The organism is Flavobacterium urumqiense (assembly GCF_900108015.1).
GTDB classification, from domain to species: domain Bacteria; phylum Bacteroidota; class Bacteroidia; order Flavobacteriales; family Flavobacteriaceae; genus Flavobacterium; species Flavobacterium urumqiense.
Window position 1 is genome coordinate 359,058 of sequence record NZ_FNVP01000002.1, and the last position, 22,556, is coordinate 381,613.

At 35.7% G+C, this 22,556-nt stretch carries 23 protein-coding genes and 1 tRNA gene; 12 read left to right on the forward strand and 12 right to left on the reverse strand.

Going from position 1 to position 22,556, the window contains the following annotated elements:
* Nucleotides 1-391: 391 nt before the first annotated feature.
* From asnS to rpoN, 3 genes are all read left to right on the forward strand, one after another.
* Nucleotides 392-1,828: an asparagine--tRNA ligase gene (gene asnS, locus C4S35_RS04750; protein WP_103999069.1), complete on the forward strand. Its 1,437-nt coding sequence runs from the start codon at nt 392-394 to the stop codon at nt 1,826-1,828.
* Nucleotides 1,829-2,288: 460 nt separating this feature from the next.
* Nucleotides 2,289-2,600 (forward strand): GxxExxY protein, encoded by a 312-nt coding sequence (locus tag C4S35_RS04755; RefSeq protein ID WP_279627769.1) that lies wholly within the window; start codon nt 2,289-2,291, stop codon nt 2,598-2,600.
* A gap of 132 nt (nt 2,601-2,732) precedes the next feature.
* Nucleotides 2,733-4,199, forward strand: a complete 1,467-nt coding sequence (gene rpoN, locus C4S35_RS04760) for an RNA polymerase factor sigma-54 (protein ID WP_103999070.1) — start codon at nt 2,733-2,735, stop codon at nt 4,197-4,199.
* Between the two features lie 237 nt (nt 4,200-4,436).
* Here the strand turns inward: rpoN and C4S35_RS04765 are convergent, their stop codons facing one another.
* The gene (locus C4S35_RS04765; RefSeq protein ID WP_103999071.1) at nt 4,437-5,030 is read right to left on the reverse strand and encodes a thymidine kinase; all 594 of its coding nucleotides are present in this window, start codon (nt 5,028-5,030) and stop codon (nt 4,437-4,439) included.
* 198 nt (nt 5,031-5,228) lie between these two features.
* On the opposite strand from C4S35_RS04765, the gene C4S35_RS04770 reads away from it, so the two are divergent.
* From C4S35_RS04770 to C4S35_RS04800, 7 genes are all read left to right on the forward strand, one after another.
* Complete coding sequence (locus tag C4S35_RS04770) at nt 5,229-6,212, forward strand: hypothetical protein (protein ID WP_103999072.1); 984 nt, start codon at nt 5,229-5,231, stop codon at nt 6,210-6,212.
* A 97-nt stretch (nt 6,213-6,309) separates the two neighbouring features.
* Entirely contained in the window at nt 6,310-7,023 is a 714-nt protein-coding gene (gene rsmI / locus C4S35_RS04775) for a 16S rRNA (cytidine(1402)-2'-O)-methyltransferase (RefSeq protein ID WP_103999073.1), read from the forward strand.
* Nucleotides 7,024-7,025: 2 nt separating this feature from the next.
* Nucleotides 7,026-8,078 carry a flavin monoamine oxidase family protein gene (locus C4S35_RS04780; protein ID WP_103999074.1) on the forward strand — a complete coding sequence of 351 codons (1,053 nt, stop codon included), beginning with the start codon at nt 7,026-7,028 and terminating at the stop codon, nt 8,076-8,078.
* 13 nt (nt 8,079-8,091) lie between these two features.
* Nucleotides 8,092-8,436, forward strand: coding sequence for a HopJ type III effector protein (locus C4S35_RS04785; RefSeq protein WP_103999075.1), 345 nt, complete (start codon nt 8,092-8,094; stop codon nt 8,434-8,436).
* A gap of 116 nt (nt 8,437-8,552) precedes the next feature.
* The gene (recJ, locus tag C4S35_RS04790; protein WP_103999076.1) at nt 8,553-10,241 is read left to right on the forward strand and encodes a single-stranded-DNA-specific exonuclease RecJ; all 1,689 of its coding nucleotides are present in this window, start codon (nt 8,553-8,555) and stop codon (nt 10,239-10,241) included.
* 14 nt (nt 10,242-10,255) lie between these two features.
* A complete protein-coding gene (locus C4S35_RS04795; protein ID WP_103999077.1) occupies nt 10,256-11,527 on the forward strand; it encodes an MFS transporter in 1,272 nt (423 codons plus the stop codon).
* 149 nt (nt 11,528-11,676) lie between these two features.
* Nucleotides 11,677-12,033: a hypothetical protein gene (locus C4S35_RS04800; protein ID WP_103999078.1), complete on the forward strand. Its 357-nt coding sequence runs from the start codon at nt 11,677-11,679 to the stop codon at nt 12,031-12,033.
* Here the strand turns inward: C4S35_RS04800 and C4S35_RS04805 are convergent.
* Genes C4S35_RS04805 through C4S35_RS04815 form a run of 4 tightly spaced genes read right to left on the reverse strand, consistent with a single transcriptional unit; the run spans nt 12,030 to nt 14,239 of the window.
* Entirely contained in the window at nt 12,030-12,788 is a 759-nt protein-coding gene (locus tag C4S35_RS04805) for a UDP-2,3-diacylglucosamine diphosphatase (protein ID WP_103999110.1), read from the reverse strand. The two genes, C4S35_RS04800 and C4S35_RS04805, sit on opposite strands and share 4 nt — an antisense overlap.
* Nucleotides 12,789-12,792: 4 nt before the next feature.
* Nucleotides 12,793-13,257 carry a 6-pyruvoyl trahydropterin synthase family protein gene (locus tag C4S35_RS04810; protein WP_103999079.1) on the reverse strand — a complete coding sequence of 155 codons (465 nt, stop codon included), beginning with the start codon at nt 13,255-13,257 and terminating at the stop codon, nt 12,793-12,795.
* Nucleotides 13,258-13,291: 34 nt separating this feature from the next.
* Nucleotides 13,292-13,465 (reverse strand): hypothetical protein, encoded by a 174-nt coding sequence (locus C4S35_RS15720; RefSeq protein WP_167386509.1) that lies wholly within the window; start codon nt 13,463-13,465, stop codon nt 13,292-13,294.
* A 6-nt stretch (nt 13,466-13,471) separates the two neighbouring features.
* The gene (locus C4S35_RS04815; RefSeq protein ID WP_103999080.1) at nt 13,472-14,239 is read right to left on the reverse strand and encodes an enoyl-CoA hydratase/isomerase family protein; all 768 of its coding nucleotides are present in this window, start codon (nt 14,237-14,239) and stop codon (nt 13,472-13,474) included.
* A gap of 128 nt (nt 14,240-14,367) precedes the next feature.
* On the opposite strand from C4S35_RS04815, the gene C4S35_RS04820 reads away from it, so the two are divergent.
* Nucleotides 14,368-14,441 (forward strand) — tRNA-Ala (locus C4S35_RS04820).
* Between the two features lie 82 nt (nt 14,442-14,523).
* Here the strand turns inward: C4S35_RS04820 and mtgA are convergent.
* Nucleotides 14,524-15,264 (reverse strand): monofunctional biosynthetic peptidoglycan transglycosylase, encoded by a 741-nt coding sequence (mtgA, locus tag C4S35_RS04825; protein WP_103999081.1) that lies wholly within the window; start codon nt 15,262-15,264, stop codon nt 14,524-14,526.
* Nucleotides 15,264-16,376, reverse strand: a complete 1,113-nt coding sequence (locus tag C4S35_RS04830) for an NAD(P)/FAD-dependent oxidoreductase (protein ID WP_103999082.1) — start codon at nt 16,374-16,376, stop codon at nt 15,264-15,266. Before C4S35_RS04830 ends, mtgA begins: the two co-directional genes overlap by 1 nt.
* Nucleotides 16,377-16,633: 257 nt before the next feature.
* Between C4S35_RS04830 and C4S35_RS04835 the strand changes: the two genes are divergently transcribed.
* On the forward strand, nt 16,634-18,535 hold the full coding sequence (locus C4S35_RS04835) for a S9 family peptidase (protein WP_103999083.1): 1,902 nt from the start codon (nt 16,634-16,636) through the stop codon (nt 18,533-18,535).
* A gap of 76 nt (nt 18,536-18,611) precedes the next feature.
* Here the strand turns inward: C4S35_RS04835 and accC are convergent, their stop codons facing one another.
* The 5 genes from accC to C4S35_RS04860 form a co-directional block, all read right to left on the reverse strand.
* Entirely contained in the window at nt 18,612-19,958 is a 1,347-nt protein-coding gene (gene accC / locus C4S35_RS04840; RefSeq protein WP_103999084.1) for an acetyl-CoA carboxylase biotin carboxylase subunit, read from the reverse strand.
* 93 nt (nt 19,959-20,051) lie between these two features.
* The gene (gene accB, locus C4S35_RS04845) at nt 20,052-20,531 is read right to left on the reverse strand and encodes an acetyl-CoA carboxylase biotin carboxyl carrier protein (RefSeq protein WP_103999085.1); all 480 of its coding nucleotides are present in this window, start codon (nt 20,529-20,531) and stop codon (nt 20,052-20,054) included.
* Between the two features lie 23 nt (nt 20,532-20,554).
* Nucleotides 20,555-21,553: a beta-ketoacyl-ACP synthase III gene (locus tag C4S35_RS04850; protein WP_103999086.1), complete on the reverse strand. Its 999-nt coding sequence runs from the start codon at nt 21,551-21,553 to the stop codon at nt 20,555-20,557.
* A gap of 171 nt (nt 21,554-21,724) precedes the next feature.
* Nucleotides 21,725-21,919: a 50S ribosomal protein L32 gene (rpmF, locus tag C4S35_RS04855; RefSeq protein WP_007137315.1), complete on the reverse strand. Its 195-nt coding sequence runs from the start codon at nt 21,917-21,919 to the stop codon at nt 21,725-21,727.
* A 9-nt stretch (nt 21,920-21,928) separates the two neighbouring features.
* Entirely contained in the window at nt 21,929-22,483 is a 555-nt protein-coding gene (locus C4S35_RS04860; protein ID WP_103999087.1) for a YceD family protein, read from the reverse strand.
* Nucleotides 22,484-22,556 lie beyond the last annotated feature (73 nt).

Sequence of the window (22,556 nt, forward strand, 5' to 3'; positions counted from 1 at the left end):
GGTAGCAATCTTAAGCACTCAAAGCATTTGTCCCGTTAAGGACTAAGCCAATTTAAGTAATATGTATAGTCCCTAACGGGACAAAAGAAAAGAATCGTACATTTTTCTACAAATATAAAATCCCTACGGGATAAAATTATAATCAATTAAGGTTAAAAAAAACAGCGAAGGAAATTCCTCCAAATCTTTCTGAAAAATCCCAATTTTCCCATTCGTTTAGCCCTGATAGCAGCGGCATCCTTTTACTTTTTTCCTTTGAAAAGTAAAAGATATAGCGAATAGCGGGAAATAGCTCCTCACTTCGACTAGCTCAGTGCGACAATTACAAACAAATGATTTATATTTGCAATTCGGACACAAGACAATTTTCAATATCAATTATATAATTAAAATGAGACATACAAAAGTTAAAGACCTATTAAACAGTACCACGACGCTTCATGAAGTAAATGCAAAAGGATGGGTGAGAACTTTTAGAAACAATCAATTTATTGCCTTAAACGATGGTTCGACCATTGATAATATACAGTGTGTTGTCGATTTTGAGAACACGCCAGATGAAACTTTGAAGAGAATTACCACCGGAGCAGCAATATCTGTAACAGGAACTTTGGTAGAAAGTAAAGGCGCCGGACAAAAATTTGAAATTCAGGTGGCTAAGCTGGAAATTCTTGGAGACTCCGATGCGGAGAAATTCCCCATACAACCTAAAAATAAACCGAGTTTGGATTTCTTGCGTGAAAATGCGCATTTAAGAGTTCGTACCAATATGTTTGGCGCCATAATGAGAGTGCGTTCCGTATTGTCATTTGCCGTTCACAGTTATTTTCAAGAGAAAGGTTTTGTGTATGTGAATACGCCAATCATCACGGGATCGGATGCTGAAGGTGCCGGTGAAATGTTCAAAGTTACCGCTTTGCCATTTGAAGGAACACCAAGAACCGAAGACGGAAAAGTAAATTATAAGGAAGATTTCTTTGGAAAAGAAACGAACCTTACGGTTTCGGGACAACTGGAAGGAGAAACTTTTGCAATGGCTTTGGGTCAGATTTATACTTTTGGACCAACATTTAGAGCCGAAAACTCGAATACTTCCCGCCATCTTGCGGAATTTTGGATGATTGAGCCGGAAGTGGCTTTCAATGATTTGAATGACAACATGGATTTGGCCGAAGATTTTATTCAATACGTAATCAAATACACAATGGACAAATGTCCTGAGGATTTGAAATTCCTTGAAGGAAGATTGTTGGATGAAGAGAAATCGAAACCAGTTGCAGAAAGAAGTGAAATGCCTCTTTTGGAAAAATTAAACTTTGTTTTGGAAAACAATTTCAAACGTGTTTCATACACGGAAGCAATTGATATTTTAAGAGATTGTACGCCAAATAAAAAGAAAAAATTCAACTACATCATCAACGAATGGGGTGCTGATTTACAATCAGAGCACGAGCGTTATTTGGTGGAAAAACACTTTAAATGTCCCGTAATCTTGTTTGATTACCCGGCAAATATCAAAGCATTTTACATGCGTTTGAACGAAGACGGAAAAACAGTTCGCGCAATGGATATCCTTTTCCCGGGGATTGGAGAAATCGTGGGAGGTTCTCAAAGAGAAGAGCGTTTTGATGTTTTGGTGGAAAAAATGAAAGCCTTAGGAATCGACGAAGAAGAATTGTGGTGGTACCTTGATACGCGAAGATTCGGTTCAGCAGTTCACTCTGGTTTTGGACTTGGATTCGAAAGATTGGTATTATTTGTAACAGGAATGACAAACATTCGTGATGTAATTCCTTTTCCAAGAACGCCAATGAATGCGGAATTTTAGATTTTACTACGAAGTTTTTTGCCGCAAAGGCGCTAAGACATTACGTTTTTTTTTGTAAAGTTGGAAAGAGGTTTTGCCGCAAAGACGCTAAGACACTAAGTTTTTTGATGTGATGAATGAAAATTAAAAAAATATAAAACTAAAAAAAAGGTTTTGCCGCACAGGCACTAAGACACTAAGTTTTTTAATGTGATGAATGAAAATTAAAAACTTTTGTAAAACTGAAAAGAGGTTTTACGTAAAGACATTAAGACTCAAAAAAATTCCAAAAAAACTATTTTTTTATCTGTGTTTTTGTGATAAACTATTTTAGATAAAGGGATTTGCGACTTAGTTCCTTCGTGGCAAAAAAAAGTTAGTGGTAAAAAAAATAAAATATGATTACAGAAAGAACTGAAGCCATTGCTAGAATAGTTGTTAATTCGGCTTTTAAAGTTCATAAAGAACTTGGACCTGTTTATTGGAAAGAGTTTATGAAATTTGTTTGGCACACCAAATCAGTAAAGCGGGTCTTGATGTAAAAAGACAAATTGACATTCCCATTGTTTACGATGGCATTGAATTTAGTAAAGGTTTACGACTCGATTTATTAGTTGAAGATTCTATTATCGTAGAAGTAAAAGCAGTAGAACAAGTAAATCCGGTTTGGGAAGCTCAAATTATCAGCCATTTAAAATTGCTAAATAAAGATTTAGGATTTTTTATTAATTTCAATTTTCCATTAATAAAAAGTGGTATTCGAAGATTTATTAACACAAAAAAGAATTATTAATAAACTTAACTCCTTTGTGTCTGTAAAAATTAAATAAAAAAAACTTTGTGCCTTGTTATTATAAAAATTATGTAAAAACTTTGTGTCTTTGCGTCCTAGTGGCAAAAAAGCAAATAAATTAGTGCCTTAAATATGCTAAAGCAATTCTTAAATTTAAAATTATCCCAAAAATTATCTCCTCAACAAATACAGTTGATGAAGTTAATTCAATTGCCTACGCAAGCTTTTGAACAACGTTTATTGGAAGAAATGAACGAAAATCCAGCACTAGAGGCAGGAAAAGAAGAAGATGATTATGAAAAGGACGAATTCGAAAACGAAGATTATGACGATTATGACGATGCCGAATCGGAGCGAATCGATGCCGAAGACATTAATATCGACGAATATTTAAGCAACGACGACACACCCGATTATAAAACACAAGCAAATAATTACAGTGATGATGACGATGAGCGCGAAACGCCTTTCGCCGCTCCGGTAAGTTTCCATCAGGATTTAATCAATCAATTGAATACTTTCATCCTGAATGATGAAGAGCGCGAAATTGCTGAATTTCTGGTAGGAAGTATTGACGATATGGGTTATATCCGTCGCAGCGTGCCTGATATGGTGGACGATATGGCATTTACCCAAGGAATTTACACCGATGAGAAAACGGTAGAAAGAATGTTACAAGTCATTCACGAATTGGAACCATCAGGTGTGGGCGCACGCGATTTGCAGGAATGTTTGTTGTTGCAATTGAAACACAAAACACCAACAGAATATGTGGAATTAGCCACTGATATCATCGAAAATCAGTTTGATGCGTTTACCAAAAAACATTACGATAAATTAATTCAAAAATACAATGTTTCGAATGAGCAACTTAAAAAAGCCATTAACGAAATAGAAAAACTGAATCCAAAACCAGGCGGATCTTTTACCGGAAACAATAAAGTTACCGAAAATGTAGTCCCTGATTTTGCCATCAGAATTGTAGATGGTGAACTCGAACTGACCTTAAACGGCCGAAATGCTCCTTCTCTGCATGTTTCTAAAGATTATCAGGAAATGATGCAAACGTATAAGAGTTCCCGTGATAAATCAGCACAGCAAAAAGATGCAGTGCAGTTTATCAAACAAAAACTAGATTCGGCTAAATGGTTTATCGATGCGATACGTCAACGTCAGGAAACACTTTATGTAACCATGAATGCGATTATGCATTATCAGAGCGACTATTTCCTTGAAGGCGACGAAACCAAGTTAAAACCGATGATTTTAAAAGACATTGCCGATATGGTGGGTCTGGATATTTCGACCATTTCACGTGTGGCCAACAGCAAATATGTGGAAACGCCTTATGGCACGAAACTGATCAAGGAATTCTTCTCGGAAGCGATGAAAAATGATCAAGGGGAAGATGTTTCTACACTGGAAATCAAGAAAATTCTTCAGAATATTATTGAAGAGGAAGATAAGAAAAAACCACTTCCGGACGATCAACTAGCTGAAATTCTAAAAGAAAAAGGCTATCCTATCGCCAGAAGAACGATTGCAAAATACAGAGAACAACTCGATATTCCGGTGGCGAGAATGAGGAAGAAAATGTAAGATTGTTGATTTGAAATTTAGTGTTTCTAAATAAAGCTTTGTAATCATCTGTTTTTATTGTGCAGTTTTTCTCTAAAGTATTGAAAAAATAAAATAATGTTTCTGTAAAATGACAAACCCTTTCGAAGTTTAAAACTCCGAAAGGGTTTGTCATTTTCAGTACCTACTATACTTTCAATCTAGTTTCGACTCCCTCTCCCTTGGCGAGTCCTGAAGCATAGGGAAGGGAATGGATTTTTATTTTTTCTCTTCATCCTTCCGCATCGCGTGATAATACGCGGCACGACTCAACGGTTCATATTCTTCGGTTTCGCCCAGCATGACCAATTTGTCATTATCGGTTTTACGGAAACTGTAATTCGCCAGATTTCCGGTGCGTGTACATACGGCGTGAACTTTGGTAACATATTCTGCAGTAGCCATCAATGCAGGCATTGGACCAAAAGGATTCCCCTTGAAATCCATATCCAATCCGGCAACAATTACTCGGATTCCCTGATTGGCCAAATCGTTACAAATTTTGACAATTTCGTCATCAAAAAACTGTGCTTCATCAATTCCTACCACATCGCAACCTTGCGCCAAAATAGCAATATTTGCGGCGGCTGGAACCGGTGTGGAACGGATTTCATTGGCGTCATGCGAAACTACCATATCGTCATGATAGCGTGTATCAATTTCAGGTTTGAAAATCTCTACTTTTTGCTTGGCAAATTGCGCTCTTTTCAAACGGCGGATGAGTTCCTCGGTTTTACCCGAAAACATGGAGCCGCAAATGACTTCGATCCAACCAAATTGTTCTTTATGATTTACTGTATTTTCGAGAAACATTTTGTATTTTTCTGACTTAAAAAATGAATAGTTTTTATTACTTTGTGATGGTAATAAACCGACTTAAAAATGTTATACTTTTACGTCGTTTCAAAAGTATAACATTTTTATTAAAGGTTACTTCTTCCTTCGGTTAAATAAAACTCAGGAAGAAATTTATTAAAAAAGACCCGCCTAACACACTATAATTTCAAAGTCATGAAAAAAAAATTGGAAGCCGATTTAATCAGCATTGCACACAGAATATTACAGCTAAAAAATAAATCTGATATCAATCAATTATATTTGGAAACGCAGAAATTATACGAAAAACTTTCTGTCTTGCGATTTGTAGAGGAACATTTTGGCGATGTAAAACCAACAATTGGCACAATTGAAATTGAAAAACAAATAGAACAGGCTTTCAATAAAGAGGAATCGGCACAACTAGATATAAGAAAAGTAATTGATGAAGTAAAAGAAGAAGTTGTTGAAACGCCTTTGGAACAAAAAACAGAAACTACTGGCATATTGCAGCCTGCAACAAATATCGTTGTCGATGAAGTAATTTCGGAAGAAGAAGTTATTGAAACGCCAATAGAGGAAGAGGAAGAAATTGATGAATTAGTTACAGACGGAGAAATCCTAACAGACGGAACAACAGAACCTGAAACTGCTCCATTCATTCCTGCATTCAATTTAGAAACGCCAGAGGAAACTGAAATTGAGGAACCAAAGAAAGATGTTAAAATTGAAGCACCAAAGAAAAATGAGGCTGTACAAATTTCTTTCGAAGATTTATTAGGAGGAAATTACCATGACACCCAGTTCGTAAAAGTGCAACAAATTGAAAATATTCCTACTGCAGTGGTTATCGAAACTCCAAAAGAAATTGTTGCTGAGGAAGAAAAAGCGATTCCCGCAAAAGAAGAAACTGCGGAACCAAAAACAGTTTCGTTAAACGAAAAATTAGCTAAGGGCATCAATATCGATTTGAATGATCGCATTGCATTTACAAAGCATCTTTTTGGCAATAGCAGTGAGGATTACAACCGTGTTTTAAATCAATTAATTACGTTTGACACGTTCTACGAAACCAGAGATTTCATTCTGGATATGGTTAAACCGGATTACAACAACTGGGAAGGAAAAGAGGATTATGAAGATCGCTTCATGGATATTATTGAGAAAAAATTCCTTTAAAAAGTTCTGGATTATAGAAACTAGCACTTTTTTGCTAATTCTTGAAATACGCTTTTAGTATTTTATTTAATATTACTACAACATCGGTTTACATTTTATGTCAAAATTATATATAGTTCCTACGCCAATTGGCAATCTCGAAGACATGACTTTTCGAGCCATTCGAATTCTTAAAGAAGTTGATTTGATTCTTGCCGAAGATACTCGGACGAGCGGTAAATTACTGAAGCATTTCGAAATTGGCACGCACATGTACAGCCATCACATGCACAACGAACACAAAACCATCGAAAATTTAATCTCTCGATTGAAAGCCGGAGAAAATATCGCCTTAATTTCGGATGCAGGAACACCTGCCATTTCGGACCCTGGCTTTTTATTGACCCGCGCTTGTGTCGAAAATGGAGTTGAGGTGGAATGTTTGCCCGGCGCCACAGCATTTGTACCAGCCTTAGTGAATAGTGGTTTGCCCAATGATAAATTTGTTTTTGAAGGTTTTCTGCCTGACAAAAAAGGGAAGCAAACCCGTTATTTGGCTTTAGCCGAAGAAACGCGCACGATGATTTTGTATGTTTCACCACATAAATTACTAAAAACTTTAACGGAATTTATTACTTATTTTGGAGAAGAGCGACCGATTTGTGTTTGTAGAGAATTATCAAAATTACACGAAGAAAATGTTCGAGGTACGGTACGAGAAGTTTTGACTCATTTTGAAAAAACAGCTCCAAGAGGAGAAATTGTTGTGGTTTTAGGCGGTAAACCAATAACAAAAGAACCTAAAAAATCTAAATTCTCACCTGAAGAGTAAGCATGAAAAAGGAAAAAGTTATTCTAATTGGAGCTGGACTTTGTGGGCTATACACCGCTTATTTACTTCAAAAAAAAGGAATTGAAGTCCTGTTATTAGAGGCCAATACCCGAATTGGAGGCCGCATAAAAACGATAACTGGCACAACCGGTGTTACTATGGAAATGGGTGCCACATGGTTTGGAAACCAACATCGCCATCTTTTGGAAGTACTCAATATTTTAGAACTCCCCTATTTTAGACAACATACACAAGGTATTTCGTTGTTTGAAACCATGTCTTTTGTACCGCCACAAAAATTTGAAATCTCGGATTCCGAAGAACCTTCTTTTCGAATCAAGGGCGGGACAGCAAAACTGATTGAAAAATTAATTTCCGAAATTGGGATGCAACATATTAAAACACAAACCAAAATAACTGCGATAAAAGAGGACAACAATCAATTAATCGTCATAGATGCAGCGGGAAACAGCTATTCTGCAGATAAAGTAATCAGCACTATTCCTCCTAATTTGTTGGTAAATTCGGTGGTATTTGAACCCAATTTACCCGATGCTTTTATACAGTTAGCCAAGAAAACCCATACTTGGATGGGCGAATCCATAAAATTTTCCGTCGAGTATACAACTCCTTTTTGGAGACAGAATCACTATTCTGGAACGTTATTTAGCCAAGCAAGTATCATTCAGGAAATGTACGACCACAGCACCGCCGATAATTCCGGTTTTGCATTGAAAGGATTCCTAAACGGTGGAACCGCAGTCCTGTCCTTGGAAGAACGTAAAGAAAAAGTAATCGCACAACTTACTACTTTTTTTGGTTTAGAAGCCAACGATTATGTTGCCTATTATGAAAACGTTTGGAGGGAAGAACCCTTAACGTTTCAACCATACGAGCAACTGGTATTGGCGCATCAAAACAACGGACATTCTTTATTTAAAAACCCATTGCAGAACGGGAAATTGTACGTTTCGGGGGCAGAAACCGCTACTCAAAATCCAGGTTATATGGACGGAGCTATTTTTGCCGCAAAAACTATTGCCGCTCAATTCTAACAACTTAATAAATATGACTATAGCAGCTTTTTTAGAAAAATTAAATCAAACTCCTGCAGCAGTAGCGTTTACCGAAACCATTGCAACAATTGAAGAAAATTACGACTTTACTCCAACGTCATTTGAGAACGGTTTGCAACACAATGCTACAGGAGAAAATTCCGGTTCTTGCAAATTATTTGCCTTTGCACAATTACAAAACTTAACTGAGGTAGAAACATTAGCTTGTTTTGGAGCATATTATTATGAAGATGTTTTAAAAAATCCAAATGGAACAGATCACCAGAATATTCGTAATTTCATGAAAACTGGATGGAACGGAATTCAGTTTGAAGGCGAAGCTTTAGAGTTAAAATAAAAATAGTTGAACCACTGATTCTCAATTAAATCGAAAGACATAATTAGCGAATTAGCGGTTATACTTTTTTCGAATTGATAAAATCTTAATTCCAAAATCTAAAATCCCAAACTAATATGCGTTGGACCCTCAAATCAGAACCTTCCGAAGATACCGTGAAAAATTTGGCGAAAGCTTTGAATGTGGAAGATTTTGTGGCTACGTTATTAGTGCAGCGCGGTATCGAAACATTTGAAGAAGCGAAGGCTTTTTTCAGACCTACATTAGAGCATTTGCACGATCCGTATTTGATGAAAGATATGGAAAAGGCAGTGGACCGAATTGAAAAAGCGATAGCCAATCAAGAAAACATTCTCGTTTTTGGCGATTATGATGTCGACGGGACAACCGCTGTTTCGTTAGTTTCTTCCTATTTGAGAACGTATTACCCAAATGTTGCTACTTATATTCCGGATCGTTATGACGAAGGTTATGGAATTTCTTTTAAAGGAATCGACTTCGCCGATGATAATGGATTTTCATTAATAATTGCTTTAGATTGTGGTATAAAATCCATTGATCATGTGGCTTACGCCAAAGAGCGAAACATCGATTTTATCATTTGTGACCACCACAGGCCCGGTCAATTTTTACCCGAAGCAGTTGCCGTTCTCGACCCAAAACGAGACGATTGTAACTATCCTTATGATGAATTGTGCGGTTGTGGAATTGGTTTTAAATTGATTCAGGCTTTAGGTAAAAACAGAAATCAGACTATTGATGATTTAATTCCCTATTTAGATTTAGTGGCTGCCGCGATTGCCGCCGACATCGTTCCAATGACCGGTGAAAATAGGGTTTTGGCTTATTTTGGTTTACAAGTCATCAACTCCGAACCAAGACCAGGAATCAAAGCTTTAATCCATCAAGTAAAAAAACAAACTTTAGATATTACCGATGTTGTTTTCATCATCGCACCAAGAATTAATGCTGCCGGCAGAATAAAACATGGTAATCATGCCGTGGAACTATTAACCGAATTTGATTTTGAGCAGGCCCAACAATTTGCTTCCGAAATTGAGGCCTATAATTCAGAGCGAAAGGATTTAGATAAATTAATTACTAAAGAAGCGCTGCAGCAAATAGTAGAAAATCAGGAAAAAGAACGATTTACTTCTGTAGTTTTCCAAGAGGATTGGCACAAAGGCGTGATTGGGATTGTCGCTTCCCGATTAATAGAAACCTATTATCGTCCGACTTTAGTTTTTACTAAAAGCGGTGATAGATATGCAGCTTCGGCACGTTCTGTAAAAGGATTTGATGTCTATAATGCACTCGAAGCCTGTTCTGAACATTTGGAACAATTTGGTGGTCACATGTATGCCGCCGGAATGACTTTAAAAGAAGAAAACTACCAACTATTCAAAGACGCCTTCGAAAAAGAGGTGGAGAGAACTATCCATCCTGATATGCTGACACCAGAAATTTCGGTAGACGCCGAAATTAATTTTGTAGACATCACCGCCAAATTGACACGGATTTTAAAACAATTTGAGCCTTTTGGGCCACAAAATATGACCCCCATTTTCCTGAGCAAAAATGTAAAAGACACCGGTTACGGAAAACCGATGGGACAAGAAGAAGAACATTTAAGACTTTTTGTAAAACAAAACAACTCTGAAGGTATTGCTGCTATTGGTTTTGGTTTAGGCGATAAATTCGATTTGACTACCAACCAAAAAACATTTGATGCCGTGTACTGCATTGATGAAAATGAATGGAACGGAAAAGTAAGTTTGCAATTACGATTAAGAGACATTAAATAATTTAGGTTACTGAAATGAAGAAAACACACGATCCATACGCAGCCTTGCGTTATAAAGAATTCAATACCTTTTTATTACTGCGATTCGCGATGGTTTTTGCCTGGTCCATGCAGTTTATTGTTATAGAATGGCAAGTATATAGTTTGACCAAAAATCCGCTTTCATTAGGAATTATTGGATTAATGGAAGTAATACCTGCCGTTGCAATGGCTTTATTTGCAGGACATATTGTAGATCAAAAGGAAAAAAAAGGACTTCTTTTTAAGTGTATTTTAGGGTTTTCAGTAATCAGTTTGGGGTTGTTTTTGTTAACATGGCCGCCAATTGTAAGCGGATATTCTACAAAAGCGATTTTGTACGGTATCTATTTTATGGTTTTTCTGGGAGGAATTGTACGTTCCTTTCTTGGTCCAACCATATTTTCGCTTTTATCCTTAATTGTTCCTAAAAAAGTATATCCAAACGCTGCTACATGGAGCAGTTCGGTTTGGCAAATAGGTTCTGTTTTAGGACCTGCAGTAGCGGGATTTTCTATTACTTTGATTGGCGTTCACTGGTCGATGTGTTCCGTTTTTGCCTGTTCTGTATTTTCATTAATCGCTTTATCTCAAATTGCCGCAAAGCCTATTTTGAATCCAAAAATTGGCGAACCCATTATGGATAGTTTGAAAGAAGGTGTGAAGTTCGTTTTCAATAACAAAACCATTTTGGGCGCATTATCATTAGATATGGTGGCGGTTCTTTTTGGTGGAGCCGTTGCGCTGTTGCCTATTTTTGCCCAAGATATTTTAAAAGTTGGTCCCGAAGGCTTTGGTGTGTTGAGAGCTGCTCCAGCTGTTGGTTCTTTTTTAATACTGATTGTTTCAGCTTATGTTCCTATGAATAAAAATGCGGGAATGAAGCTATTATCAGCCATTTTTGCCTTTGGACTTTGTATAATTGTTTTTGGACTTTCCACTATTTTTTGGTTATCTGTACTAGCACTATTTTTTAGTGGTGTTGTCGATGGAATTTCCGTGGTGATACGTCAGACTATTTTGCAATTGAAAACACCGGATCACATGCGAGGCCGAGTTTCGGCAGTGAATTCAATATTTGTAGGTTCTTCCAATGAGTTGGGTGCTTTTGAAAGTGGACTGACAGCAAAACTAATGGGAACGGTAACTTCAGTTGTTTTTGGCGGAAGCATGACGCTACTAATTGTACTTGGAACAGGAATATTCTCGCCAGGCTTTAGAAAACTGGACTTGCAAAAGGATATTGAGGAGCATGAAAAGGGCGAGTAGAAAATAGATTTTTTCTAAAAGAAAACTTCATATAACCATTCGCTAAAATAATGTTAGAATTTCTTCCCAATTTTTTTGGTCACTTTTTTAAATTTTTTTATTTAGAATAAATCTAAATAATTGCTATATTTGTTTCAAATAAATCTTAAATGAAAGAAATAAAACAAATATATTACAATGATTCAGGAACTTCTTTTTACTGGAAAAAAGAAGATGAAGTGGTATCAGATAAAGTACAGTTGATTTTTAGAGAAACAGGATTTTATTTTACCAAACACGAACTCCAAGTATTTAATTGTTGTATTGAGGAAAGCATCAAATTAAATAAATGCTGCGACAATTGTGAACTTAAAATCAAATGCCACAAATTTTTGCTAAAAACTCCCTGCTCCCAAATTGATTTGGCTGTTTCAATGGAAGAATTAAATTCGGTAAAAGACTTGGTAGATGGAACTTTGTTTAAAATAAATTTGGAGGATTATTTGTTTGGAGTGGGAATGAATTAATTACCATACTTTTTGATTTCGAAATTCTCACCATCAAAAACACCATAGGTAAAATACGTAATCCAGTCACCCAGATTCACATATTCGGAATTTTCTCCTACAGTTATTTTCATAGGTAAATGACGGTGACCAAAAACAAGATAATTGTAGTGTTTAGTTTCCAGTTTTCTTTTAGAATAGAGAATCAACCATTCATTGTCTTCACCAAGAAAGGTCACATCTTCATCGCCAGAAATCAGTTTGTTTTTTACCGAAAGATATTGTGCCAGTCCTACTCCAATATCTGGATGAAGCCATCTAAAAAGCCATTTTGAAAATGGATTTGTAAATACTTTTTTCATTCGTTTGTAACCCATGTCGCCAGGACCCTTTCCGTCACCATGCCCTACTAAAAATGTTTTATCTCCAAAAGTATATTCTTGATTGTCGTGATACACCGGAATATTTAGCTCTTTCTGAAAATAGCCTTCCATCCATAAATCGTGATTTCCCACGAAGAAATATATAGGAATTCCGCTGTCTCGGATTTCGGCGAGTTTCCCCAGAACTCGAACAAACCCTTTTGGGACTACTGTTTTGTATTCAAACCAAAAATCAAATAAATCGCCTAATAAAAAAATAGCTTCTGCATCTTTTTTTACCTCATCAAGCCAAGCTACAAATTTTTTTTCTCTTGGAAAACTCAATTCAGGAGTCGGGGCTCCAAAATGTTGATCAGAGGCGAAATATATTTTTTTGTTGTTCGGTAATTGCATCAAGTTAAAGTATGGATTTGAAATTATCACTCGCATACCATTCTGCAAAAGATGAATCTGTTTCTTGCAGTTTCAAGGAAAAAAGTTTAATTCCTTCTGGCAGTCTTCCAATGATTCTTTGAGAAAAATCGACAACCATATTCTCGCTTGTTGGCTGATAATTTACCAAAATAACATGATGACCGCGGCTTATTAATTCGTTTGCTAATTCAATGTGAGGTGTAGTTTCATTAAAAACCGTTGCATGGTCAAATTGATCCACAATTTCCTCTTTTACAATTTTTTTCAAATCTGTAAAATCGATTACCATTCCAAACTTAACATTATTTCTATCCGTGATTGGGGTCCCGATTACGGTTACTGATAATTTATAACTGTGCCCATGAACATTTTTACATTTCCCATCATAGCCATATAAGGCATGACCGGTTTCGAAACTAAATTGTTTTGTAATTCTGATATTGCTCATCGGATTTTATTTTGATTGCAAATTTAGTGAATAATTAACCGTTTTTGTCTCTTTTTTTTGCACTGGAATACATCCAGTAAGCCAATCCGATTAAAATTACAAAGGGCACAAAAGACCCGATTATTACGCCGGTCTGATAACTGCTATCGGTTGCGTTTTTTAGTTTTTCTGCAATATTTACCTGTTGAACAAGTTTTATGATTGTCATTTTAATTTATTTTTTAAATTGTGTTAATGCCTTTTTCGAATAGTCAGAAAGTACTAATTTTCCGGTGATTGCGGCACGTTCTAACAATAACGTTTCCCAATGAGCTGTTCCTTCCCATAGAACTTTTTTCATCTCGATTAAAGCTTCCGGATTGTAACTGGCTAATTTGGAACAGAAATTTTCTAATGCAGCATCAAGATCATCTATATTTTCAAAAGTATCGGCATACAATCCTTTCTCTTTTGCCCAATCAGCTGATTTCCATTTATGAGCTGCCAAAGTCATTTCTGCCAGTGCCGTTTTTCCTATTTTTCTTGAAACGGAAGGTTCTATAACAAATGGACCGATACCGATTGCCAATTCAGATAATTTTATAGAAGCATCAATCGTAGCAAATACATAATCACAAGCCGACGCAATTCCTACACCACCACCAACTGCTTTACCGTGAACACGACCTACAATTAATTTCTTACAGTTTCGCATGGCATTGATTAAATGGGCAAATCCGGAAAAGAATTTTGTTCCTTCTTCCAGATTTGAAACCGCCAAGAGTTCATCAAATGAAGCACCTGCACAAAAAGCACCGACACCTTCACTTCGCATTATAATAAGGGAAACATCCGGATTATCGCTTAAACTATTGAATGCATTTGTTACCCGATCCAATAATTCCCGTGGAAAAGAATTGCTGGCAGGATGCCCAAATTCGACAGTAGCTATTTTGTCATCAATTGTTGTAATCAGTGAACCAGTTGGATTTTGTGTTATCATAGCAGCTATTTTGATGTAAAGTTAAAAAATAATAGAGGATGCTTTTGCTTTTTTTTCGAATAGAATGGATTTGCTTTTTTGAAATTTGCTTTTTACTCTATTAATATGTTATATTTGCGATCTAGTTTGGGGGATTAGCTCATTTGGCTAGAGTGCTTGCCTGGCAGGCAAGAGGTGATCGGTTCGAATCCGATATTCTCCACAAAAAAACCGTAAATTCTTTTAGTTAAGTATTTACGGTTTTTTGTTTTTATAATATTAAGAAAGATTGGAACAAAACTGACTTAATATTTTAGTTTTCCCACATGTCGCATGATACGGACAATTTTAGCTTTTCTATTATTAATATAAGAAGAAGAACTTGTTGCTTTAAACTTTCGCGGATTTGGTAAAATTGCAGCTATTCCTGCCGCTTGTTGTGGTGTTAAATTTGCCGCCTCTTTTCTGTACCAATGTTCTCCCGCAGCTTGTGCTCCATAAACTCCATCACCCATTTCGATACTGTTCAAATAGACTTCCATGATGCGTTTTTTTCCCCAAATGGTTTCTATCAAAATGGTGAAATAAGCTTCCAGTCCTTTTCTTAAATAACTTCGTCCTTGCCAAAGGAATACATTTTTGGCAGTTTGCTGTGATATGGTACTTCCACCTTTTATTCTACGGCCTCTTTCGTTGCTTTTGTATGCTTTTTGCATCGCAGTAAAATCAAAACCATTATGTTTCAGAAAAGTTCCATCTTCACTGGCAATAACTGCTTTCTGTAAATTGACCGAAATATTTTCAAGCGGCTCCCAATCGTGACTGAAATAAACTTCTTTCCCAGCTGCTTTATTTTCAATAGCCCGAATGACCATCAACGGAGTAAATGGTACAGGTAAGAATTTAAATAGAACAACGAAGAAGATTGAAAGTCCTAGGAACCACAATAAAATTTTGAATATAAATCTACTTAGTTTATTCCTAAAAGAAGTTGTGTCTTTTTTTACGGGTTGTTTTGATCTTCTTGATGATATTTTCGTTGCCATTATACTAAATCTGCTAATTCTGTTCCTATTAAACTTCCTATTGCCACTCCCATTCCTCCTAATCTTACTCCGCAATATACATTTTCTGTTAATTGGGAAACGATCGGATTCTTGCTGTTGCCTATACCCATTATTCCGCTCCAACGATGGGCTATTTCAAATTTTTGGTTTGGCAAAATTACTTCTTTTAATAATTTTTCCAATCTATTTTGTACAATTTCTGTTTGTCCAAATTCGGTTGTGGTTTCCGTATCAAAATCAAGATTTCTGCCACCACCCAATAAAATTCTATCCCCAATATTTCTGAAGTAATAATAACCTCTATCCAAATGAAAAGTCCCTTTTATATCTAAATTTTCTATCGGTTCCGTAATTAGAACTTGAGCCCTTGCCGGTTTTACTGCTCCATTAGTTAATACATTTGCAAATCCGTTGGTCGCGAATAATAATTTTTTTGTGATGAAACTAAAATCCTCAAGCGCTACTTCAACTCTATTTCCTTTATCCAAATAGGAGCTTACCGTTTGCTGATTTAAAATCAAAATATTCGCCGAAACTGCTTCTTTCATCAAAGCCTGCATCATATTCCCTGTGTCAATCTGTGCTTCAAATGGATTAAAAATAAGGTATTCATGAATGCCACCGAATCCGAAACGATCTACTTCTTTAGCAAAAACATCTGATTTAAACATCGGTTTTAGAATTTCATTTATAAATGACAGTTTTCCAACACATTCGGAATAAGCGCTTTCACTGTCTGCTAAAAACAACTCATAACCACCGTGAGGTTTAAAATCTATCGCCGCATCACCAAGCCTTTTCCTTAATAATTGTAAACCACTCCAGCGTTTTTTGACAAGATTAACAACTTCCTCTTCCGAATGGGATTTTAAATCATCTATAATTTCTGATAAACTTCCAAAACAGGCGAAACCAGCATTTTTTGTACTGGCGCCCTGCGGCAACATTCCTTTTTCCAACACTAGAATTTTGCCGTCAGGAAATCTTTCGCGCAAGCGTAATGCAGCATGAAGTCCCACAATACCACTTCCTACTATAGTGTAATCTACATTCGTAAACCAATTTTTTAATTCCCAATAGCTTAAATCCATGTCGCAATATTTTTTATAAAAATAATATTTTTTTGGATTTATTCTGAATTTATTTCAGAAGCTAATCCCTCTATCTGTCGTAATCTTTTATTTCTTTCAAGAAATAAAACAAAAGGATTTCCTCTACAAATAAACTGTACTGAACTCCAATAAAATAAAAGTATAGTGAAGTAATCAGGGTGAAATAGCCACGGTGAAAGCGCCGAACATCGAAAAAAAATAGCTATTTTTATAGTTCAAAAAAATTAATTATTCATATGAAAAAAGCACTGCTTATACCCCTAATAATAATGAGTTTAAATGCTATGGCACAAAATGTAATGACACCGGAATTACTTTGGAAATTAGGACGAGTAACTGCATTAGGCCTTTCGAAAGACGGAAAAAATGTAGTTTATAAAGTTTCTACTCCTTCTATCGAAGAAAATAAATCAAATTCTAAATTTTATAGTTTACCGATAACTGGAGGAAATTCTAACGAAATAAAGGATACCAAAGAGGTATTAAAAGACAAGAATATTTCTCCAGACGGAAAATACATTGTTTACAATGAAGAAGTAAAAATCGATAAGATACTTGGAAAAGATTTATATCCTGAATTAGAAAAATCAGAAGTTCAAATTTACAACGGATTGAATTATCGTCATTGGGATACTTGGAATGAGGGGAAATTCAACCATGTTTTTTATAAAGAAAACAAAGAAGGTGCAGTTGCAATTGACATTCTGAAAGGCGAGAGTTTTGATAGCCCACAAAAACCTTTTGGAGGTGACGAAGATTATATTTGGTCGCCTGACAGCAAAAGTATTCTTTACGTAAGTAAGAAAAAAGAAGGTACACAATATGCTATTTCAACAAATACCAATATTTTCGAGTACAACCTGGAAACTGGAAAAACCATAAATAGAACCGAAGAAAATCTTGGATATGACATGGCACCGCAATTTTCACCAACAGGATATCTGACTTGGTTGCAAATGAAACGTGATGGTTACGAAGCCGATAAAAATGACCTTGTAGTCAGTTTTAAAGGAATGAAATTGAACCTAACCGCTAGTTGGGATGGCACAGTTGATCATTTTATGTGGAGTAAAGATGGTAAAAAGATTTATTTTGTTGCGCCAATCGATGGGACGAAACAATTATTCGAAGTAAATTTTCCAGGTTTGACAAAAATTGCCGTTACTGTTCATCAAATTACCAATGGAGATTTTGACGTAAATGATTTAGTTGGATTTTCTGGTGAAAACATCATCGTAACCAGAACTGACATGAATCATGCCGCTGAAATTTTTTCTTATAATCAAAAGAAAAACAATTGGAAACAATTGTCAAATGTAAATACAACAAGCTATAAATCTTTGGCGTTAAGCAAAACCGAAAGAAGATATGTTACAACTACCGACGGTAAAAAAATGTTGGTTTGGGTAATTCTTCCTCCAAATTTTGATGCTTCAAAAAAATATCCAACGCTTTTATATTGCCAAGGAGGGCCGCAATCTCCTTTAACACAAAGCTATTCTTTTCGTTGGAATTTCCAATTAATGGCCGCAAATGGTTATGTTGTTGTAGCACCAAACCGACGTGGAATGCAAGGTCATGGCGTAGCTTGGAACGAGCAAATTAGCAAAGATTGGGGCGGACAAGTTATCAATGATTATCTATCTGCGATCGATGATGTAGCTAAAGAAAACTATGTAGACAAAACAAGATTAGGATGCGTAGGTGCTAGCTATGGCGGTTATTCTGTATTTTACTTAGCCGGAATTCACAACAACAGGTTTAAAACTTTCATCGCTCATGATGGAGTTTACAATACACAAAGTATGTTTGGGACTACTGAAGAAGTGTTCTTTAACAACTGGGATTTTGGCGGTGCTTATTGGGAAAAAGGCAATGCAGTTGCCCAAAAAACCTACACGACTTTTAATCCAATGACGCTGGTCGAAAAATGGAATACACCTATCTTAATCATCCAAGGCGGAAAAGATTTTCGTGTACCAATAGGACAAGGGCAAGAAGCTTTTCAAGCGGCGCAATTAAGAGGCGTGCAAAGTCGATTTTTATATTTCCCTGAAGAAAATCATTGGGTATTAAAACCACAAAATGCACAAGTTTGGCAAAAAGAGTTTTACAAATGGTTGAACGAAACATTGTAAAAGCAACAATATATTTTTAAAGAAAAAACCTTACATCACTGTAAGGTTTTTTCTTTAAAATAAATATTATTTTAAATTATTCTGGATCATTCATTTTGAAGGTATCCATAAAAGCAGTTGTATAATTTCCTGAAATATATCGAGGATCATCCATTAATTGTCTGTGAAACGGAATAGTTGTTTTTATTCCTTCAATCACAAATTCGTCTAAAGCTCTTCTCATTTTAGAAATTGCTTCTTCTCTGGATTGTGCAGTAGTAATTAACTTGGCAATCATCGAATCATAATTTGGTGGAATAGTATATCCTGAATACACATGAGTGTCTAAACGAACACCGTGTCCTCCTGGCATATGAAGTGTAGTAATTTTTCCTGGAGAAGGACGGAAATCATTGTAAGGATCTTCCGCATTAATTCTACATTCAATGGCGTGCAATTGTGGTAAATAATTTTTACCTGAAATAGGAATTCCGGCTGCAACCATTATTTGTTCCCGAATTAAATCGTAATCAATAACTTGTTCCGTAATAGGATGCTCCACTTGAATACGAGTGTTCATTTCCATGAAGTAAAAATTACGATTTTTATCAACCAAAAATTCTACTGTTCCTGCGCCTTCATATTTAATATATTCAGCAGCTTTGACAGCAGCTTCTCCCATTTTTTGACGCAATTCGTCGGTCATGAATGGAGAAGGTGTTTCTTCAGTCAATTTTTGATGACGTCTTTGAACAGAACAATCTCTTTCAGAAAGGTGACATGCTTTTCCGTAAGAATCACCAACAACCTGAATTTCAATATGACGAGGTTCTTCGATTAATTTTTCCAGATACATTCCATCATTTCCAAAAGCAGCAGCTGATTCCTGACGGGCATCTTCCCAAGCTTTCATCAAATCTTCTTCTTTCCAAACAGCTCGCATTCCTTTTCCTCCACCGCCGGCAGTTGCTTTCAGCATTACCGGAAAACCGAAATCTCTTGACAGCTGTAAAGCTTGGTCATACGATTCTAAAATTCCTACTGAACCTGGAACACAAGGAACACCAGCTTCAATCATAGTCGATTTTGCGGAAGCTTTATCACCCATTCTATCAATCATTTCAGGAGATGCTCCAATGAATTTGATACCATGCTCTTGGCAAATTTTAGAAAATTTTGAATTTTCAGAAAGGAAACCATAACCTGGATGTATCGCATCTGCATTGGTAATTTCGGCAGCGGCAATAATATTTGACATTTTTAAATAAGACAAGTTACTTGGAGGCGGTCCAATACAAACTGCTTCGTCAGCAAACTTTACATGAAGACTTTCAGCATCGGCAGTAGAATAAACAGCTACAGTTTTGATACCCATTTCCTTGCATGTTCTAATTACGCGAAGCGCAATTTCTCCCCTATTTGCAATTAATATTTTTTTAAACATCTTATTGAAATTATAAATTTTAAATTATAAATTTTAAATTATTTGAAGGACACATAAAAAAATGCATCATACAAATTCATTATTTAAAATTTCTTATGATGGATCTACTAAGAATAAAGGTTGGTCAAATTCTACAGGTGACATATCATCAACCAATATTTTTACAATTTTACCAGATACTTCAGATTCAATTTCATTAAACAATTTCATAGCTTCAATAACGCAAAGCACGTCTCCTTTAGCAATAGTTTTACCTACTTCAACAAACATCGATTTATCTGGTGACGGTCTTCTGTAGAAAGTTCCAATAATTGGAGATTTTATGGTAATGTAATGAGCATTTTCTACCACTGGAGCTTCTGCAACTTGAGCAATCGCAGCAATTTGCTGAGGAGCTACTGCTTGTTGAAGTGGAGCAAGATTTGGCATTTGTTGTACGTACGTAGTCTCAGTTACATTTCCTTCTAAAGTTGTTCTAATAGTGATTTTAACATCATCCATTTCTAATTTAACTTCTGCAACCCCTGAATTAGCTACAAACTTGATTAAATTTTGAATTTCTTTTAAATCCATAATTGTTTATTTTTAGTTTAAATTTATTTTTTGTCGTAAGCCCATTTTAGATAAATGGATCCCCAAGTAAACCCTCCTCCAAAAGCTGCCAAAATAATTGTATCTCCTTTTTTAAATAAATCTTCAAAATCGCTAAGTACCAATGGCAAAGTTGCTGAGGTGGTATTCCCGTATTTTTCAATATTCATTAAAACTTTTGAGTCATCCAAATTCATTCTATTTGCGGTAGCGTCAATAATACGTTTATTAGCTTGATGAGGAACTAGCCAATCTACATCCTTATTAGTAAGATTATTTTTTTTCAAAATTAACTCACTCGCATCGGCCATATTAGTAACCGCATATTTGAAAACCGTTTTACCGTCTTGGATAATATTGTGTCTATTCTCTTTCACTGTTTCAAAAGAGGAAGGATGAAGAGATCCACCAGCATCAATTTTCAAAAAATCTCGCCCTATTCCGTCACTGCGTAAATACTCGTCCTGCAAACCTAAGCCTTCGTAATTAGGTTCGAACAATACTGCTCCGGCACCATCACCAAAAATAATACAGGTTGATCGATCCGTATAATCAACTATAGAAGACATTTTGTCTGCTCCAATTAAAAGTACTTTTTTATAACGTCCTGATTGTATGTAAGCTGCGGCAGTAGACATTCCGAATAAAAAGCTAGAACATGCTGCTTGTAAATCGTACGCAAATGCATTTGTTGCGCCAATTTGTGTTGCCACATATACACCTGTTGATGCTACTGGCATATCAGGAGTAGCAGTTGCCATTATCAACAAATCGATTTCTAAAGGGTCTACATTTGCTTTAGCTAATAAATCTTGTGCTGCTTTTATAGCTAAAAAAGATGTTCCTTTATCTTCGTCTTTGAGAATTCTTCTTTCTTTTATTCCTGTACGAGAAGTAATCCACTCGTCATTTGTGTCAACCATTGTTTCTAGCGCTTTGTTTGTAAGTACAAAGTCTGGAACATAGGCTCCAACAGCGGTAATTGCGGCCGTAATTGTATTCATTGTATTCGATTATTTCTTGTCAAATGTTGCCACTTGAAATTTTTTAAAAGACTTGAAAATTACAAAAAAAATTTCATTTTCATTAATTTGTAACCTCTTATTTAACGAAAATTATAGACAACAAAAAAACTCTCACATAGTGAGAGTTCTAATATCATTTACAAAAACATATTAAGCAACAGCTACAGATTTATCTATAACAACTTGCCCTCTATAATACATTTTCCCTTCATGCCAGTAAGCTCTGTGATACAAGTGTGCCTCACCAGTTATAGGGCAAGTAGCTATTTGTGCTACAGTAGCTTTGTAATGTGTTCTTCTCTTATCTCTTCTTGTTTTGGAGATTTTTCTCTTAGGATGCGCCATTTTACTATATTATTTATCCGTTAATAGTTGCTTTAATTTGTCCCAACGCGGGTCAATATTTTCTTCTTTTTGTTCTTCTTTTTTAGGCTCTTTTTTCTGTTCTTTTATTGTCAATTCCTTCAGTTTTGTCAAGGCTTCCGTATTTAAACTTCCGTCTTTCACACCTGGATGGACGCGTCTTAGCGGTACTGAGAGCACTATCATTTCATAAATAGATTGTGAAACATCTATTTCAAATTCGCCAAACGGTAAAATCAGCAAATCTTCATTGTCATTATTATACGTTTCTCCAAAGCGAACAATCAATTTCATCTTACCTTTTATTGGTAAATCAAAATCTTCGTTTGTAAGGTCACAAGGTACATTTACAGTACCTGAGTGTTTGAAACTTAACTCCAACATGTTATTTTTCTTCTCTAAAACCACATTAACTTTGATATTTGAATTTTGAAATTCATCATAATCAAAGATTTTAAAGAACGCATTATTAATTTGAAATTCAAATTGGTGTTTGCCTAGCTTTAATCCTACGAAAGGAATTAAATATTCTTTAGTCTTGTTCATTTCAACAACAATTTACCCTTCACCGAGGCTTCGGTACGGGAGTGCAAAGATATAAAATTATTGCAAATCTAAT

Bases quoted from the DNA above. Each gene is read 5' to 3' on its own strand.
- C4S35_RS15720 (WP_167386509.1), bottom strand. From the start codon at position 13,465: ATGACAATCATAAAACTTGTTCAACAGGTAAATATTGCAGAAAAACTA.
- rpmF (WP_007137315.1), bottom strand. From the start codon at position 21,919: ATGGCGCATCCTAAGAGAAAAATCTCCAAAACAAGAAGAGATAAGAGA.
- C4S35_RS04795 (WP_103999077.1), top strand. From the start codon at position 10,256: ATGAAGAAAACACACGATCCATACGCAGCCTTGCGTTATAAAGAATTC.
- mtgA (WP_103999081.1), bottom strand. From the start codon at position 15,264: ATGGCAACGAAAATATCATCAAGAAGATCAAAACAACCCGTAAAAAAA.
- C4S35_RS04780 (WP_103999074.1), top strand. From the start codon at position 7,026: ATGAAAAAGGAAAAAGTTATTCTAATTGGAGCTGGACTTTGTGGGCTA.
- C4S35_RS04830 (WP_103999082.1), bottom strand. From the start codon at position 16,376: ATGGATTTAAGCTATTGGGAATTAAAAAATTGGTTTACGAATGTAGAT.
- accB (WP_103999085.1), bottom strand. From the start codon at position 20,531: ATGGATTTAAAAGAAATTCAAAATTTAATCAAGTTTGTAGCTAATTCA.
- C4S35_RS04800 (WP_103999078.1), top strand. From the start codon at position 11,677: ATGAAAGAAATAAAACAAATATATTACAATGATTCAGGAACTTCTTTT.
- asnS (WP_103999069.1), top strand. From the start codon at position 392: ATGAGACATACAAAAGTTAAAGACCTATTAAACAGTACCACGACGCTT.
- C4S35_RS04765 (WP_103999071.1), bottom strand. From the start codon at position 5,030: ATGTTTCTCGAAAATACAGTAAATCATAAAGAACAATTTGGTTGGATC.
- C4S35_RS04810 (WP_103999079.1), bottom strand. From the start codon at position 13,257: ATGAGCAATATCAGAATTACAAAACAATTTAGTTTCGAAACCGGTCAT.
- C4S35_RS04805 (WP_103999110.1), bottom strand. From the start codon at position 12,788: ATGCAATTACCGAACAACAAAAAAATATATTTCGCCTCTGATCAACAT.
- recJ (WP_103999076.1), top strand. From the start codon at position 8,553: ATGCGTTGGACCCTCAAATCAGAACCTTCCGAAGATACCGTGAAAAAT.
- C4S35_RS04785 (WP_103999075.1), top strand. From the start codon at position 8,092: ATGACTATAGCAGCTTTTTTAGAAAAATTAAATCAAACTCCTGCAGCA.
- C4S35_RS04850 (WP_103999086.1), bottom strand. From the start codon at position 21,553: ATGAATACAATTACGGCCGCAATTACCGCTGTTGGAGCCTATGTTCCA.
- C4S35_RS04835 (WP_103999083.1), top strand. From the start codon at position 16,634: ATGAAAAAAGCACTGCTTATACCCCTAATAATAATGAGTTTAAATGCT.
- accC (WP_103999084.1), bottom strand. From the start codon at position 19,958: ATGTTTAAAAAAATATTAATTGCAAATAGGGGAGAAATTGCGCTTCGC.
- C4S35_RS04815 (WP_103999080.1), bottom strand. From the start codon at position 14,239: ATGATAACACAAAATCCAACTGGTTCACTGATTACAACAATTGATGAC.
- rpoN (WP_103999070.1), top strand. From the start codon at position 2,733: ATGCTAAAGCAATTCTTAAATTTAAAATTATCCCAAAAATTATCTCCT.
- C4S35_RS04860 (WP_103999087.1), bottom strand. From the start codon at position 22,483: ATGAACAAGACTAAAGAATATTTAATTCCTTTCGTAGGATTAAAGCTA.
- rsmI (WP_103999073.1), top strand. From the start codon at position 6,310: ATGTCAAAATTATATATAGTTCCTACGCCAATTGGCAATCTCGAAGAC.
- C4S35_RS04770 (WP_103999072.1), top strand. From the start codon at position 5,229: ATGAAAAAAAAATTGGAAGCCGATTTAATCAGCATTGCACACAGAATA.